13 protein-coding genes are annotated in these 14,712 nt (G+C 70.8%); 6 read left to right on the top strand and 7 right to left on the bottom strand.

All coding sequences use genetic code 11. The features are described 5' to 3' along the window. Window positions 1-12 precede the first annotated feature (12 nt). The 3 genes from cydB to hisC form a co-directional block, all read right to left on the bottom strand. A complete protein-coding gene (gene cydB / locus AC07FT_RS20425) occupies window positions 13-1,026 on the bottom strand; it encodes a cytochrome d ubiquinol oxidase subunit II (protein ID WP_479177483.1) in 1,014 nt (337 codons plus the stop codon). 43 nt (window positions 1,027-1,069) lie between these two features. Continuing rightward, window positions 1,070-2,659, bottom strand: a complete 1,590-nt coding sequence (locus AC07FT_RS20420; RefSeq protein WP_471191900.1) for a cytochrome ubiquinol oxidase subunit I — start codon at window positions 2,657-2,659, stop codon at window positions 1,070-1,072. Between the two features lie 206 nt (window positions 2,660-2,865). After that, window positions 2,866-3,945, bottom strand: a complete 1,080-nt coding sequence (gene hisC / locus AC07FT_RS20415; RefSeq protein WP_479177482.1) for a histidinol-phosphate transaminase — start codon at window positions 3,943-3,945, stop codon at window positions 2,866-2,868. A gap of 403 nt (window positions 3,946-4,348) precedes the next feature. On the opposite strand from hisC, the gene AC07FT_RS20410 reads away from it, so the two are divergent. The 3 genes from AC07FT_RS20410 (at window position 4,349) to AC07FT_RS20400 (ending at window position 7,992) form a co-directional block, all read left to right on the top strand. Next, window positions 4,349-5,449, top strand: coding sequence for a LacI family DNA-binding transcriptional regulator (locus tag AC07FT_RS20410; protein WP_431771971.1), 1,101 nt, complete (start codon window positions 4,349-4,351; stop codon window positions 5,447-5,449). Between the two features lie 231 nt (window positions 5,450-5,680). After that, the gene (locus AC07FT_RS20405) at window positions 5,681-6,952 is read left to right on the top strand and encodes a metallophosphoesterase (protein ID WP_479177481.1); all 1,272 of its coding nucleotides are present in this window, start codon (window positions 5,681-5,683) and stop codon (window positions 6,950-6,952) included. Window positions 6,953-7,143: 191 nt separating this feature from the next. Then, window positions 7,144-7,992: a hypothetical protein gene (locus AC07FT_RS20400; protein ID WP_479177480.1), complete on the top strand. Its 849-nt coding sequence runs from the start codon at window positions 7,144-7,146 to the stop codon at window positions 7,990-7,992. A gap of 69 nt (window positions 7,993-8,061) precedes the next feature. Here the strand turns inward: AC07FT_RS20400 and AC07FT_RS20395 are convergent, their stop codons facing one another. After that, window positions 8,062-8,781: an SDR family NAD(P)-dependent oxidoreductase gene (locus AC07FT_RS20395; protein WP_479177479.1), complete on the bottom strand. Its 720-nt coding sequence runs from the start codon at window positions 8,779-8,781 to the stop codon at window positions 8,062-8,064. 211 nt (window positions 8,782-8,992) lie between these two features. Between AC07FT_RS20395 and AC07FT_RS20390 the strand changes: the two genes are divergently transcribed. Continuing rightward, window positions 8,993-9,694 carry a type 1 glutamine amidotransferase domain-containing protein gene (locus tag AC07FT_RS20390; protein ID WP_479177478.1) on the top strand — a complete coding sequence of 234 codons (702 nt, stop codon included), beginning with the start codon at window positions 8,993-8,995 and terminating at the stop codon, window positions 9,692-9,694. On the opposite strand, the gene AC07FT_RS20385 is transcribed toward AC07FT_RS20390, so the two are convergent. After that, entirely contained in the window at window positions 9,672-10,181 is a 510-nt protein-coding gene (locus AC07FT_RS20385; RefSeq protein ID WP_479177477.1) for a winged helix-turn-helix transcriptional regulator, read from the bottom strand. The genes AC07FT_RS20390 and AC07FT_RS20385 overlap by 23 nt on opposite strands. Here AC07FT_RS20385 and AC07FT_RS20380 point away from each other — a divergent pair, their 5' ends adjacent. Further along, window positions 10,182-10,589 carry a YybH family protein gene (locus AC07FT_RS20380; protein WP_471191916.1) on the top strand — a complete coding sequence of 136 codons (408 nt, stop codon included), beginning with the start codon at window positions 10,182-10,184 and terminating at the stop codon, window positions 10,587-10,589. A gap of 94 nt (window positions 10,590-10,683) precedes the next feature. On the opposite strand, the gene thiC is transcribed toward AC07FT_RS20380, so the two are convergent. Continuing rightward, window positions 10,684-12,450 (bottom strand): phosphomethylpyrimidine synthase ThiC, encoded by a 1,767-nt coding sequence (gene thiC, locus AC07FT_RS20375; protein WP_479177476.1) that lies wholly within the window; start codon window positions 12,448-12,450, stop codon window positions 10,684-10,686. Between the two features lie 188 nt (window positions 12,451-12,638). On the opposite strand from thiC, the gene AC07FT_RS20370 reads away from it, so the two are divergent. Next, window positions 12,639-14,114, top strand: coding sequence for a YibE/F family protein (locus tag AC07FT_RS20370; RefSeq protein ID WP_479177475.1), 1,476 nt, complete (start codon window positions 12,639-12,641; stop codon window positions 14,112-14,114). 126 nt (window positions 14,115-14,240) lie between these two features. Here the strand turns inward: AC07FT_RS20370 and AC07FT_RS20365 are convergent, their stop codons facing one another. Beyond that, entirely contained in the window at window positions 14,241-14,678 is a 438-nt protein-coding gene (locus AC07FT_RS20365) for an SsgA family sporulation/cell division regulator (protein WP_362440807.1), read from the bottom strand. Window positions 14,679-14,712 lie beyond the last annotated feature (34 nt).

Raw genomic sequence — 14,712 nt, 5'->3', positions numbered from 1 at the left:
CTCCCGCGAGACTCAGTGAGCGCTCGGCTCGGGGATGTGCTGGGTTCCGATCCGCTTGCGGAACACCCAGTACGTCCACGCCTGGTAGGCCATGATCAGCGGCGCCATGATGACCGCGACCCACGTCATGATCTTCAGCGTGTAGGGGCTGGAGGCCGCGTTGGCCGCCGTCAGGCTCCACCGCGGATCGAGCGAGGACGGCATGACGTCCGGGAAGAGCGCGAGGAAGAGCATGGCCACCGCCGCCGCCACGGTCACCCCGGACAGGGCGAACGCCCAGCCCTCCCGCCCGCGCCGGTTCATCACCAGTGCCACGGCCAGGGCCAGAACGGCGATCACCACGGCCACCAGACTGCGCCCGTCACCGCTGTGGGCCTGGGTCCAGACCAGGAACGGCAGGGCGACCGCGACGGTGGCCAGGCCGAGCACACCCGCCAGGCGCCGCGCCCTGGTCCGGATGTCACCGGTCGTCTTGAGCGCGGCGAAGACGGCGCCGTGGAAGGTGAAGAGCACCAGGGTCACCACACCGCCGAGCACGGCGTACGGGGAGACCAGGTCCATCAGCCCGCCGGCGTAGTTCTTGTCCGAGCCGATCGGCACCCCGCGCACCAGATTGGCGAAGAGGGCGCCCCAGAGGAACGCGGGCAGCAGCGAGCACCAGAAGATCGCGTTCTCCCAGTTGCGCTGCCAGCGCTCCCCGGGCCGCTTGTGCCGGTACTCGAAGGCCACGCCGCGCAGGATCAGACAGACCAGGACGGCCAGCAGCGGCAGGTAGAACCCGCTGAAGAGCGTGGCGTACCAGTCGGGGAAGGCGGCGAAGGTCGCCCCGGCCGCGGTGATCAGCCACACCTCGTTGCCGTCCCACACCGGGCCGATGGTGTTGATCAGCACCCGGCGTTCGGTGCGGTCGCGCGCCAGCAGCTTGGTCAGCACACCGATGCCGAAGTCGAAGCCCTCGAGGAAGAAGTAGCCCGTCCAGAGGAAGGCGATCAGCACAAACCAGATGTCGTGCAGGTCCGGTGACATGGCTCTCTCAGCTCTCTTCCACTCGTCTCTTCCGCGCGGTCCGTCAGTACGCGAAGGTCAGCGGCTTGTCGGCGTCCGCGTCGGCCTCGGCGGCCCCGCCGCCCGGGCCGCCGGAGGGCAGCCGCAGCCTGGGGTCCTTCGCGGGCGGCTTCTCGTCGGTGTCCGGTCCGGCCTTGGCGTACTTGGCCAGCAGCCGTATCTCGACCACCGCGAGCACCCCGTAGAGGAGGGTGAAGACGCCCAGTGAGATCAGCACCTCGGTCTGGCCGACCCCGGGGGAGACCGCGTCGGAGGTCTTCATCAGGCCGTAGACCACCCAGGGCTGGCGGCCCATCTCGGTGAAGATCCAGCCGAAGGAGTTGGCGATCAGCGGGAAGCCCATGGTGAGGATGCCGATCCGCCAGGACCAGGTGGTGAACAGCGGGCTCATCTCGCGCTTCTTGGTGAGCATCAGCCGCGGCACCTCGTACTCACCGGTGCGGAACGCGGGGTCCAGCCATCGCTTGCGGCGGGTCGTCCACAGTCCGATCAGTCCGGCGGCGAACGAGGTCATGCCGAAGCCGATCATCAGCCGGAATCCCCAGAAGGTCATGAAGATGCTGGGGATGTAGTCCTCGGGCTCACCGCCGTAGGCGGCGGCCTCCTGGCGGGCGATGTCGTTGATCCCGGGCACCGCGTCGGTGAAGTTGCTGTGCGAGAGGAAGGAGAGCAGTCCGGGCACCTCCAGCTCCACGCTGTTGTGGCCCTCACCGACATCGCCGACGGCGAAGACCGAGAAGGGGGCGGGCGCCTGGGTCTCCCACAGCGCCTCGGCCGCCGCCATCTTCATCGGCTGCTGCTCGAACATCACCTTGCCGAGCTGGTCACCGCTGATCGCCGTACCGAGCCCCGCGATGACGGCGATCACCAGACCCACCCGCAGCGAGCTGCGCATGGCGCCGATCTGCTGGGTGCGCTTCTCGCTCAGCCGCTCACCGCGCAGCGTGGCGCGCTTGGCCCGCCACAGGTGGAAGGAGGCGATACCGATCACGAAGGCGCCGCCGGTGAGGAAGGCCGCGGTGAGCGTGTGGAAGACCACGACCAGGGTGGTGTTCTGGGTGAGCACCGCCCAGATGTCGGTGAGCTGCGCCTTCCCGGTGGCCTTGTCGATCGTGTAGCCGATGGGGTGCTGCATCCAGGAGTTGGCGGCCAGGATGAAGTACGAGGACAGCACGGTGCCGAGCGAGACGATCCAGATACAGGCGCAGTGGATCTTCTTGGGCAGCTTGTCCCAGCCGAAGATCCACAATCCGATGAAGGTGGACTCGAAGAAGAAGGCGAGCAGCGCCTCCATCGCCAGCGGGGCGCCGAAGACATCACCGACGAAGCGCGAGTAGTCGGACCAGTTCATACCGAACTGGAACTCCTGCACGATGCCGGTCACGACGCCCATCGCGATGTTGATCAGGAAGAGCTTGCCCCAGAACTTGGTGGCGTGGAAGTACTTCTCCTTGCCCGTGCGGACCCAGGCGGTTTCCAGACCGGCGGTGATCGCGGCGAGAGAGATCGTCAGCGGGACGAAGAGGAAGTGGTAGACGGTGGTGATTCCGAACTGCCATCGCGCTAGCGACTCCGGCGCCAGAGCCAGATTCACGGATCTCTCCTTACGGTCTTGCCTGCGCCCCCGGGGGAGCTTGTGAACGTATTCACATTCACAAGCCATCATCGCACATGCCTTCGCCCCCTCCCACCTGGGGGTGGTAGGGGGCGAAGGGGGTACGTAGGGATATCCTTTGCGCTTCGGTCAGGGGCCGGTGAACCCCTTGACAGCGCCGGGTCCGGGCGCCCGGACCGCCGGGTTCAGAGCTCCTTGCGGAACCGCTCGGCGACCGTCAGGAAGAGGTCGTTGGCCTCCCGCTCACCGATGGTCGCGCGCATCCCCTCACCCGGGAACGGCCGCACCACCACACCCGCCGCCTCGCACGCCGCCGCGAAGTCGGCCGTCCGCTCCCCCAGCCGCAGCCACACGAAGTTCGCCTGCGAGTCCGGGACCGTCCAGCCCTGGCCGGTCAGCGCCTCCCGCACCCGGGCGCGCTCCGCCACCAGCGCGTCCACCCGCTCGCGCAGCGCGTCCTCGCTGCGCAGCGAGGCCACCGCCGCGTCCTGGGCGAGCTGGCTGACACCGAAGGGCACGGCCGTCTTGCGCAGGGCCGCGGCGACCGGCTCATGGGCGATGGCGAAGCCCACCCGCAGCCCGGCCAGGCCGTACGCCTTGGAGAAGGTGCGCAGCACACAGACATTGGGCCGGTCCCGGTAGAGCTCGATGCCGTTCGGCACCCGGTCGTCCCGGATGAACTCGATGTACGCCTCGTCCAGCACCACCAGCACATCGGACGGCACCCGGTCCAGGAAGCGCTCCAGCTCGGCCCGGCGCACCACGGTGCTGGTCGGATTGTTGGGGTTACAGACGAAAATCAGCCGTGTGCGATCGGTGATCGCGGCCGCCATCGCCTCCAGATCGTGTTCCTCGGCATCGTTCAGCGGCACCCGCACCGAGGTCGCCCCCGCGATCTGCGTGATGATCGGATATGCCTCGAAGGACCGCCAGGCGTAGATCACCTCGTCACCCGGTCCGGCCGTGGACTGGACCAGCTGCTGGGCCACGCCGACCGAGCCGGTCCCGGTGGCCAGGTGGTCCAGCGGTACGTCGAAGCGGCTCGCCAGCTCGGCCATCAGCCCGGTGCACGCCAGGTCGGGGTAGCGGTTGAAGGAGGCGGCCGCGCCGACCGCGGACTCCAGCACCCCTGCCAGCGGCGGATACGGGTTCTCGTTGGAGGACAGCTTGAAGGCGCGCGGGCCGCCCGCGGCAGCCGGTTTGCCGGGCTTGTACGTCGGAACGTCATCCAGCGCGGCGCGCAGCTTGGGGCTCTTCTCGGTCACCGACAGTCCTCCTCGACCCATCCCGTCGCGTCCCGTGCGCAGCGTCGCGCAGGGCAATACTGCACACCTTATGAGGATTCCCCCGTCCCGCGTACCCGCCGGAGCGGTCCGCGCAGCCGCCGCCCGGGCCGCGTGGTGAACGGGGGGAGCGCCCCGTTTTTGGATGCGCGCCGGTGGCGAGCGCCGTGGCGCGCGTCACCCGTGAAGGTGAGTTGAGACCTCTTCGAGACATGGAGCAATCAGCAGGCGTGGATATGCCAGAGGCGATGAGAAATCCGCCGAATCCCTCAACTGGCTTCACTTCCAAGGGGATTGAGGAAGGCGCTCATGCAGAAACGTGCCTTCCGAATACCGATGGCGAATTCGCGCAGACTCCCCGCGCGCGCCCTACTATCGGCTGGCCATGACAGCAGCAGGGAAGCACCAGGTGAGCCGGTCGACCGGCCGCCGGTTAGGGCGGGCGGGCATCCGGGACGTGGCCGCCGCCGCCGGGGTCTCCATCACGACCGTCTCCGACGCGCTCAACGGCAAGGGCCGGCTCCCGGACGCCACCCGCCGCCATGTCCGCGAAGTCGCCGAGCGGCTGGGCTACCGCCCGTCCGCCGCGGCCCGCACCCTCCGTACCGGAAAGTCCGGCCTGATCGGCCTGACCGTGACCACGTACGGGGATGAACCTTTCACCTTCACCGAGTTCGCCTACTTCGCCGAGATGGCGCGGGCCGCCACCTCCGCCGCGCTCGCCCGCGGCTACGCCCTCGTCATCCTCCCCGCCACCTCCCGTCACGACGTGTGGTCCAACGTCGCGCTCGACGGCACGGTGGTGATCGACCCCTCCGACCACGATCCGGTCGTCACCGAACTGCTCCGCCAGGGCATCCCGGTGGTCAGCGACGGCCGTCCGGCCGGCACCCTCCCGGTCACCGCCTGGGTGGACAACGATCACGAGGCCGCCGTGCTGGGGCTGCTGGACCATCTCTCCGAGGCCGGGGCCCGTCGGATCGGACTGCTCACCGGAACCTCCACCGACACCTACACCCGGCTCTCCACCACCGCCTATCTGGACTGGTGCGAGCGCGTGGGCCAGGACCCGGTCTACGAGGAGTACCCCGCGCACGACCCCTGTGCCGGGGCCGTGGCCGCCGACCGGCTGCTCGCCCGGCCCGACCGCCCCGACGCGGTCTACGGTCTCTTCGACCCCAACGGCACCGATCTGCTCGCCGCCGCCCGCCGCTACGGTCTGCGCGTCCCGGAGGACCTGCTGCTGGTGTGCTGCAGCGAGTCCGCGGTCTACCGGACCACCGAGCCGCCCGTCACGACGCTCTCCCTCAAACCGCGCCGGATCGGCACCGCGGTCGTACAGTTGCTGATCGACGCCATCGAGGGGGTCGACACCGACCAACCGGTGGAGCAGGTCATACCCACGGAATTGATGGTGCGGGCGTCGTCACAGCGCCGCCCGCCCCGTACGACGGTCAGCGCGCCGCGCAGCCGTGCCGGAGGCTGATCTGAGAGCGACTCAAGGATGACCCGAGCAGGACCTGGGGCCGATGGACTTCCCCTACCGGGCCAATCCGGGATAAAAGTCCGCCCGAGCAGGATCGAGTACCGATTGACAGCCCCCTGGTGCGTCACAAGCCCTCACCGTCATTCCTATGATGGGCGGACGACACCGCGGACCGCCGTCGACCAGGCAAGGTCCACAAGGTGGCACGGCGGCGCGATGGTGGAGGGGTCGATGACTCAGGGGGCCGGTCTGGAAGCCACGGCAGGGAACACGGCGGCGACTCCGCACGTGCCCGCGTACGGGGCGTCCACGCCGCCCGGAGCGGTTCCGCCCGCCCCCCTGCCGTCCGTGCCGGGGGGCCAGGTTCCGGTGCCGTCCGGGCCGTCCGCACCGCCGGTGCCCGTGACGCACGGGCGGGTGCCACGCGGTCAGTCACCGGCGCCCGCCCCGGCGCCCGCGCCCGCCTCCCCGGCGCCCGCGCCGTCCGCACCGGAGCCCGCCCCGGCCGCGCCCGCCCAGGCGCCGCCGCCGCGCGAGTACACACCGACCGAGCGGCTGCCCATCATGGGTCCGGGCCACACCCTCCCGGACACCCCGCTGGTCCCCCCGCAGGACCGGCCGACCGTGGCCTTCACCCCGGTGCCCGAGCCCGAGGAGGGGCCGCTCGCCGAGGACGAGGGGCCCGGCCCGCTGTACGTCGTGGGCGACGTCCACGGCTACTACGACGAGCTGCGCGAGGCGCTCGCCGCCGAGGGCCTGATCGACGCCAAGGGCAACTGGTCCGCGGGCAACACCCGCCTGTGGTTCCTGGGCGACTTCACCGACCGGGGCCCGGACGGCATCGGGGTCATCGACCTCGTCATGCAGCTCTCCGCCGAGGCCGCCGCCGCCGGTGGCTACTGCAAGGCGCTGATGGGCAATCACGAACTGCTGCTGCTCGGTGCCAAGCGGTTCGGGGACACCCCCGTCAACTCCGGTGCGGGCACCGCCTCCTTCCAGGCCGCCTGGCTGCTCAACGGCGGCCAGCGCAGCGATATGGAGCGGCTGGAGGACCACCACCTCCAGTGGATGTCCCGGCTGGACGCGATGGCCGAGGAGGACGGCCATCTGCTGGTCCACTCCGACACCACCGCCTATCTGGAGTACGGCGACTCGATCGAGGCGGTCAACGACGCCGTCACCGAGGCGCTCCAGCGCGGTGACGCCGATGAGTGCTGGGACATGTTCCGCAAGTTCACCAAGCGGTTCGCCTTCCGGGACGAGGACTCCGGTCCGCTGGCCGCCCGCGAACTGCTCGACGCCTACGGCGGACAGCGCATCGTCCACGGCCACAGCCCGATTCCGTATCTGCTCGGCGAGGTCGGCTCCGAGGACGACGAGGACGGCGGCGCGCCGGTCGTCGAGGGACCGCATGTCTATGCCGACCAGCTCGCCGTGGCCATGGACGGCGGCGTCACGATGGCCGGGAAACTGCTGGTCGTGCAACTTCCGCTGAGTGAATGAGGGTTCAGCGAGCGCTTACGCGGGAAGATAGAGGGTTTCACCGACGCGGAAGCAATTCGCGAAACTTGCTGTCACCTCGCGCCGGATCGGCTCTACCATCGGCTTATCCGTCGCAGGCTCTCCTCCGTTTCCGCCGGACGGCCCGGTGTACGCCGGGCCACAAGGCCCTACGGAGTATCGGGGGATGCACCATGAAAAGCGCTCCGCACCTGCTGATCGAGGACCGCCCGGAGTTCGAGCGCGTCCTCGACGAGGCGCTGCGTACCGCGGACCTCCATCCGGACCTCACCGGTACCGGGCGGCTCACCGCAGACCAGCTGCGCACGATGGCGCTCGGCGCCTCGGCCGCCATAGCGGCCTGCGCCGCGCCCGAGTACCAGGACTTCGTGGCGGCACGCGCCCGGCTGCGCGAGCCCGCCCCGGCCCGTCCTCTCGCGGGGCTCGCGGACCCGGCGGAGGAGGACGGCGCCACGGGCCTGGCCGGGGCGGTGCAGGATGCCGCGGGGGCGGGGCTGGTGGCCATGCTCGCCGTGCTGGCCCCGGTGCTCGCGGGGACGGCCGCGATCATCTTCCTGCTGGTCGGCTATGTGCTGAGCGTCCTGGACCCCGCACCGTCCATCGCCCACCCCATGGTCACCGCGGGCTGGTTCTTCGCCGCGCTCGCCGCCACGGCCATGCTGATCGCCGCGGTCGGTCTGCTGCTGACCGCGCTGCGCAACGGCTCCAGCGCGATCAGGGGCGGTGCGCGCAGTGAGGGTCTGGAGGAGATGGACCGGGCGCGGGAGGTGTGGCGCCGGGCCCTGATGCAGCGCGGTGTGCTGCCCTTCCTGCGCGAGGCGCTGGCGAATCCGTCGGCTCCGGCCAAGGCGTCCGACGCCTATGTCCCGAGCCGGTCGGAGGCGGTCGGGCGGACCCCGCACCTGGGGTACAGCCGCCCCGGTTTCAGCACGGACGACGAGGGGCCCAAGGCCCGCCCGCGCTACAGCAGTCCGGACTACTCCAGCCCGGACTACGGCGGTCCGGAGCACCAGCCGGACTGACCGAGCGGTCCACCGGTCCCGCCCCGGGCCCGGTGGACCGGAGCTCAGGTCGCGTCCCCGGGCCGGAGCTCAGGTGAGCTCCAGCCCGCCGTCCACCGTGAGCACCTGGCCGGTGAGCCAGGCCGCCCCGGAGTCGGCGAACCGCAGGATCCACCCCGCGACCTCGTCCGGGTCCCCGCGCCGCCCCAGCGGGATACGGGCCTCCTCGTCCGCCGTGATCTGGTCGATCACCGCGAACGGCAGACCGGAGGCGGCCAGCGCCTCGCTCTCGGTCGGACCCGCGGCCACCGCGTTGACCCGGACCCCGTCGGGCGCCAGCTCCAGCGCCCAGCTCCGGGTCAGCGCCTCCAGCGCGGCCTTGGCGGCACCGTAGTGCGCGGCACCGGCGAGCGGACGGTGTCCGAAGGTGCTGGACACATTGACGATCGCGCCCCGCGCCGTGCGCAGCGACGGCAGCGCCGCGCTCACCAGCACACTGGGCGCGACCACGTTGACGTCCAGCAGCCGGACCACCCGGGCCGCGGTGACCTCCGCCAGGGGCATCGCGGCGAACACCCCCGCGTTGTTGACCAGTACGTCCAGTCGGCCCCAGCGCTCCAGCACGGCCCGGACGACCTCCTCGGCGGAGCCGTCCGCGGTGACGTCCGCGGGGTGCGAGGCGATGCCCGGATGGCAGGCCGCGGTCTCGGCCAGTGCCTCCGCCCGCCGCCCGACCCCCAGCACCCGCGCGCCCTCCTCCGCGAACGCGGTCGCGGTGGCCCGTCCGATCCCTGATCCCGCTCCGGTCACGATCGCGACCCGCCCCTCGAGTCGGCCGGCCGTCGCCCCCGGCCCGGTCATGGGTGCCCGGCGGTGCGTGCGGATGTGGACACGGTTCCAGCATGACGCCGCCGCGGCAGAGCGGCCACCCGGCCGCGTTGCCGCCCGAATCCGCCGGGTCTAGGCTCGGATTGACCATAGGCGCGCCTCTATCGATGACATCGACACGAGGGGCAATGGGATGCCTGCGACGAAGAAGATCCTGGTCGTCGTCACCAATGTGGACGAGTACGAGAAGACCGGGATGCGGACGGGGCTGTGGCTGGGCGAGCTGACCCACTTCTGGGACGTCGCCGAGCGGGGCGGTTACGCCATGGACATCGCCAGTCCGTCCGGCGGGAAGGTGCCGATCGACCCCGAGAGCCTGTCCCACGAGGTACTGGGCGAACTGGGCACCGGCAAGCGCTACGCGGACCGGGAGTACATGGATCTCCTCGAGGACACCAAGAGGATCTCCGAGGTGAACCTGGACGACTACGACGCCATCTACCTCACCGGCGGCCACGGGGTGATGTTCGACTTCCCGCAGAGCCAGGACCTGGAGGACCTGATGGCGCGGTTCTACGAGACCGGCCGGGTGGTCTCGACCGTCTGCCACGGCGCGACCGGCCTGCTGAACGTGGTGCTCAGCGACGGACAGCCCCTGGTGCGGGGGAAGCGGGTGACCGGCTTCTCCTGGCCGGAGGAGGAACTGGCGGCGCGCGCGGACGCGGTGCCGTACAGCCTCCAGGAGGAGCTGACGAAGCTGGGCGCCGACTACAGCACGGCCGCCGAGCCCTTCGACACCTATGTGGTCGAGGACGAGCGGCTGATCACCGGTCAGAACCCGGGCAGCGCGAAAGCGGTGGCCGAGGCGGTGGTCAACCGGCTGGAGGCCGCCTGAGCGGCGACGGTCGGGACGGCGGGCCGGGCGCCGGTGGTGCGGACGGCAGCGGCCCGGCGGAGGTCAGCCGCAGCAGCGCCTCGCCCGTGGCGTACAGCTCGATGAGCAGGGGACGCAGCGCCCGGCCCGCCTCGGTCAGCGTGTAGCGGGTGCGGACCGGGAAGCCGCGTTGCCGCTCCACCGCCACCAGCCCGCGTTCCCGCAGGGTGCGGAGCCGGTCGCTGAGCACTTTCGGCGACAGCTCCGGCAGCAGGTCCCGCAGCTCGGTGAAGCCGCGCGGACCGCCCATCAGCTCGCGGAGGAGCAAGGTCGCCCAGCGCCCCGAGACCGCCGCGAGCGCGGCCTCGACCGGGCAGTCCGGTTCGGGCCGGCGGGTACGGCCCGAAGGGCTCGGCACCAGGTCGTCGTCCCAGTCACCCGCGTCGTCCCGGTCGCCGCCGTGGGTTTCCGTTTGGTGACCCACTCGGGCGGGGGCTTGGCTGGCCATATGACGCATCCTCCCAGTGTGCGGCTGGCGACCGAGGCCGCCGCGCACCCCCATGCCTTCGCCGCCGCCTTCAACACCTTCGACCCCGACGTACTCGACCAGGTCTACGAACCCGGCGCGGCCTTCGCGCCCGAACCGGGCCGTCTCGTCACCGGAGCCGAACGGCGGCGCGCCAACGGGGAGTTCCAGCGGCTGCGGGTGCCGATCCGGGTGACCCCCCGCCATACCTACACCGTCGGCGACATGGCCCTCCTGATCGTGGACTGGGCCGTGGAGGGCATCGCGGCCGACGGCGGCGAGGTCCGGCTGACGGGCACCGCGACCGATGTGGCCCGCCGCGGCCCCGATGGTTTCTGGCGCTATGCCATCGACGTGCCGTTCGGCACGGCGCCCGCCCGGCCCTCGTGACACGGAACCACCGCCGGGCGGCCCCTGCCCTGATCGGGGCCGCCCGGCGGTGGACGGGGGCGGCGGACCCACTCCGCCCCGGACGGCTGTCGCGTCAGTCCGCGATCGGCAGATAGACGCGGTTGCCCGCTTCCGCGAACTCGCGGGACTTCTGGAGCATCCCCGCCTCGACCTCCTCCATCGAGGCCCCGTCCGAGCCGAAGCGCTCGGAGATGTCCCGGCTGATCTTCATCGAGCAGAACTTCGGCCCGCACATCGAGCAGAAGTGCGCTGTCTTGGCGGGTTCGGCCGGGAGGGTCTCATCGTGGAAGGAGCGTGCGGTGTCCGGGTCGAGGGCCAGGTTGAACTGGTCCTCCCAGCGGAACTCGAACCGCGCGTCGGACAGCGCGTCGTCCCATTCCTGGGCGCCCGGATGGCCCTTGGCCAGGTCGGCGGCGTGCGCGGCGATCTTGTAGGTGATCACGCCGGTCTTGACGTCGTCGCGGTCCGGCAGGCCCAGGTGCTCCTTGGGGGTGACGTAGCAGAGCATCGCCGTGCCCCACCAGGCGATCATCGCCGCGCCGATGCCCGAGGTGATGTGGTCGTAGGCGGGGGCGATGTCCGTGGTGAGCGGGCCCAGGGTGTAGAAGGGCGCCTCCTCGCAGATCTCCTGCTGGAGGTCGACATTCTCCTTGATCTTGTGCATCGGGACATGGCCCGGCCCCTCGATCATGGTCTGGACGCCGTGCTCCTTGGCGATCTTGTTGAGTTCGCCGAGGGTGCGCAGTTCGGCGAACTGCGCCTCGTCGTTGGCGTCCGCGATCGACCCCGGACGCAACCCGTCGCCCAGCGAGTAGGTGACGTCATAGGCCGCGAGGATCTCGCAGAGCTCCTCGAAGTGCGTGTAGAGGAAGCTCTCCTGGTGGTGGGCCAGACACCAGGCCGCCATGATCGAGCCGCCGCGCGAGACGATGCCGGTCTTGCGGCGGGCGGTGAGCGGTACGTACGGCAGCCGGACGCCCGCGTGGACCGTCATGTAGTCGACGCCCTGCTCGGCCTGTTCGATGACCGTGTCCTTGTAGATCTCCCAGGTCAGCTCCTCGGCCTTGCCGTCGACCTTCTCCAGGGCCTGGTAGAGCGGCACGGTGCCGATGGGCACGGGGGAGTTGCGCAGCACCCACTCACGGGTGGTGTGGATATTGCGCCCGGTGGACAGGTCCATGACCGTGTCGGCGCCCCAGCGGGTCGCCCAGGTCATCTTCTCGACCTCCTCCTCGATGGAGGAGGTGACCGCGGAGTTGCCGATGTTGGCGTTGACCTTCACCAGGAACCGCTTGCCGATGATCATCGGCTCGATCTCGGGGTGGTTGACGTTGGCGGGCAGCACGGCCCGGCCCGCCGCGATCTCCTCCCGGACCACCTCGGGGGAGACGTTCTCGCGTACGGCCACGTACTCCATCTCGGCCGTGATCTCGCCCCGCCGGGCGTACGCGAGCTGGGTGACCCCAGTGCCGTCCCGGCCGCGGCGCGGCTGGCGCGGACGGCCGGGGAAGACCGCGTCGAGATTGCGCAATCCGCCCCGGGGAGAGGTGTGTTTGAGCCCGTCGTCCTCGGGCCGGACCGGACGGCCCGGGTACTCCTCGGTGTCACCGCGGGCGATGATCCAGTTCTGCCGCAGCGGGTGGAGACCGCGGCGGACGTCGGTGTCGATCTGGGGGTCGGTGTACGGACCGGAGGTGTCGTAGAGCGTCACATCACGGCCATTGGTGAGGTGCACTCGGCGGACCGGGACCTGGATGTCGGGGCGGGAACCCGTGACATATCCCTTGTGCCACCCGATGTCGGTGGCGTTCTCGCGCATGCGTGCATCCTGCTGAGTCATGAGACCCACTCCCTACGCCGGCATTACCCGGTAACAGGTTCAGCGGTCGGCGCAGCTGTCGCGTCAGCGCCCTCTCAGCCCGGTGCTCCGAGCTCCCGCGTTTGCAAAGGTGCCCCCACGCTAACGGTTCTCCGGCGGAACTGAACAGGGGGCCCGCCCCGCCCGCGGCGACTTGCGATGATGCGGACGTGACCCCGACGCCACAGCACCCCCAGGCCGGACCGGACGGTACGCCCGGTCCGCCGCCCGCCCACGACCACCATCCCGACGACGGCCACGGCCGGCCGTCCGGCGCTGGTCACGGCCATGGACACAGTCATGCCCACGGTCCGGCCACCCCCGTCTCCGCCCGGCTCCGCAAGGTGATCGCCGCGGTGCTCATCCCCTTCGCGGCGGCCGTGGCCGCCGGGCTGATCGTGCTCTGGCCGGGCGGTGCCCCCGACCACTCGGCGGGGCAGCGCAGCGGACTCGGATTCGACCAACAGACCGTCTCCGGACGGGTGGTGAAGGTCGAGGAGATCAACTGCGCGGACGCGGGGGCCCAGCCTCAGGCACCCAGCGAACCGGGCCAGGACGGCGCGGCGCCGAACGGAGGGGGCGGCGCGAACGGTGGCAAGGGCGGCCGCTGTGAGAAGGCCACCGTCGAGGTCACCTCGGGCAAGGACGAGGGCCGCCGGTTCCCCGAGATCATCCAGCCCAGCTCCTCGCGGAAGCTCAGCGCGGGACAGGAGGTGAAGCTGGCGTACGCGCCCAAGGCACCGGAGAACCTCCAGTACTCCGTCTCGGATGTGAACCGGTCCCTGCCGATGGCGCTGCTCGCCGGGCTCTTCGCACTCGCCGTCGTGGCGGTCGGCCGGCTGCGCGGGGTGTTCGCGCTGGTGGCGCTGGCCATCAGCTTCGGGGTGCTGACCCTGTTCATCCTCCCGGCGATCCTCCAGGGCTCCAATCCGCTGGTGGTCGCGGTCATCGGGGGCAGCGCGATCATGCTGCTGGCGCTCTACATGTGCCACGGGCTGACGGCGAGAACGTCCGTGGCCGTTCTCGGCACCCTGGTCTCACTGCTGCTGATCGGCGTCCTGGGTTCGGTGTTCATCGGCTGGGCGAGTCTGACCGGCAACACCGACGACCAGACCGGTCTGGTGCACGGCCTCTATCCGGACATCGAGATAAGGGGTCTGCTGCTCGCGGGAGTGATCATCGGCTCGCTGGGCGTGCTGGACGATGTGACCGTCACCCAGACCTCGGCGGTGTGGGAGCTGCGCGACGCGGACCCCACGGCGAGCCGCCGGAAGCTCTACGCGGCGGCGATGCGGATCGGCCGGGACCATATCGCGTCCGTCGTCAACACCCTGGTGCTGGCATACGCGGGTGCGTCGCTTCCGCTGCTGCTGCTGTTCTCGATCGCGGACAGCGGTGTGGGGACGGTGGCGACGAGCGAGATCGTCGCGGAGGAGATCGTACGGACGCTGGTGGGCAGCATCGGGCTCGTGGCCTCGGTGCCGGTGACCACGGCGCTGGCCGTGCTGGTGGTTTCCGCGGACCGTACCCCGCCGGGCGCGGCGGCGGGCGCGAGCCCGACCGGACGGGCGGACGTACCGGGGCAGCCGGGACCGCGCGGCGGCCGGGGCGGGCGCGGTAAGCGCCGCCGGGCCCGGGCGCGTTGAGCGACGGCGCTCATGGATGCCGGGCGACGGCGGCGGCGGGCGCGTCGAGCGACGGCGGCCGCGGAACCGGCCGGGCCGGACGGCGGCGGGGGCGGCGCGGCGGACGGGCCGGGCCCCGCCGCCCCGCTATCCCGCGTACCGGTCCTCGGCGAGGATGCGGTCCAGTTCCGCGTCGAGGTCACCGACCGGATCGCAGGCCTTGGGCTCCTCACCGAACGGCACCAGCCGGTCCGTACGGTCCAGGAACGCCACCAGCGGGGCGGCCCCGGCCCTGAACAGCGCCCGCTCGCTGCCCACTTGGAGTCTGATGAAGACGTCGGAGAGGCCCTCGGGCGCGGCGGGCGCGATCCGCACATCGCCCTCACCTGTGGGTCTGCTCAGCCCGTCCAGCAGCAGCTCCCGGGCGAACGCCCAGCTCACCGGGGCGTCACCGGGCAGATGGAAGGTGATCTCCACCGCGTACGGATCACCGCTGTCATAGGACAGCTCCACCGGGATCCGGAAGGAGAGGTCCTGCGAGACCAGGAAGGTCATCGTCACTTCCGCCTGGACTGTGTCACGCATATCACGCATCGTTCGCCGCCCCGAGTTGTTTGCG

Source organism: Streptomyces sp. NPDC045899 (assembly GCF_056431485.1).
The sequence above is the reverse complement of the archived record's forward strand: the minus strand, read 5'-3'. Positions and strand labels throughout refer to the sequence as shown.

Coding starts and splice junctions, on each gene's coding strand:
- AC07FT_RS20400 (WP_479177480.1), top strand. CDS start 7,144: ATGAAAAGCGCTCCGCACCTGCTGATCGAGGACCGCCCGGAGTTCGAG.
- AC07FT_RS20365 (WP_362440807.1), bottom strand. CDS start 14,678: ATGCGTGACACAGTCCAGGCGGAAGTGACGATGACCTTCCTGGTCTCG.
- AC07FT_RS20380 (WP_471191916.1), top strand. CDS start 10,182: ATGACGCATCCTCCCAGTGTGCGGCTGGCGACCGAGGCCGCCGCGCAC.
- AC07FT_RS20390 (WP_479177478.1), top strand. CDS start 8,993: ATGCCTGCGACGAAGAAGATCCTGGTCGTCGTCACCAATGTGGACGAG.
- AC07FT_RS20385 (WP_479177477.1), bottom strand. CDS start 10,181: ATGGCCAGCCAAGCCCCCGCCCGAGTGGGTCACCAAACGGAAACCCAC.
- cydB (WP_479177483.1), bottom strand. CDS start 1,026: ATGTCACCGGACCTGCACGACATCTGGTTTGTGCTGATCGCCTTCCTC.
- thiC (WP_479177476.1), bottom strand. CDS start 12,450: ATGACTCAGCAGGATGCACGCATGCGCGAGAACGCCACCGACATCGGG.
- AC07FT_RS20405 (WP_479177481.1), top strand. CDS start 5,681: ATGACTCAGGGGGCCGGTCTGGAAGCCACGGCAGGGAACACGGCGGCG.
- AC07FT_RS20410 (WP_431771971.1), top strand. CDS start 4,349: ATGACAGCAGCAGGGAAGCACCAGGTGAGCCGGTCGACCGGCCGCCGG.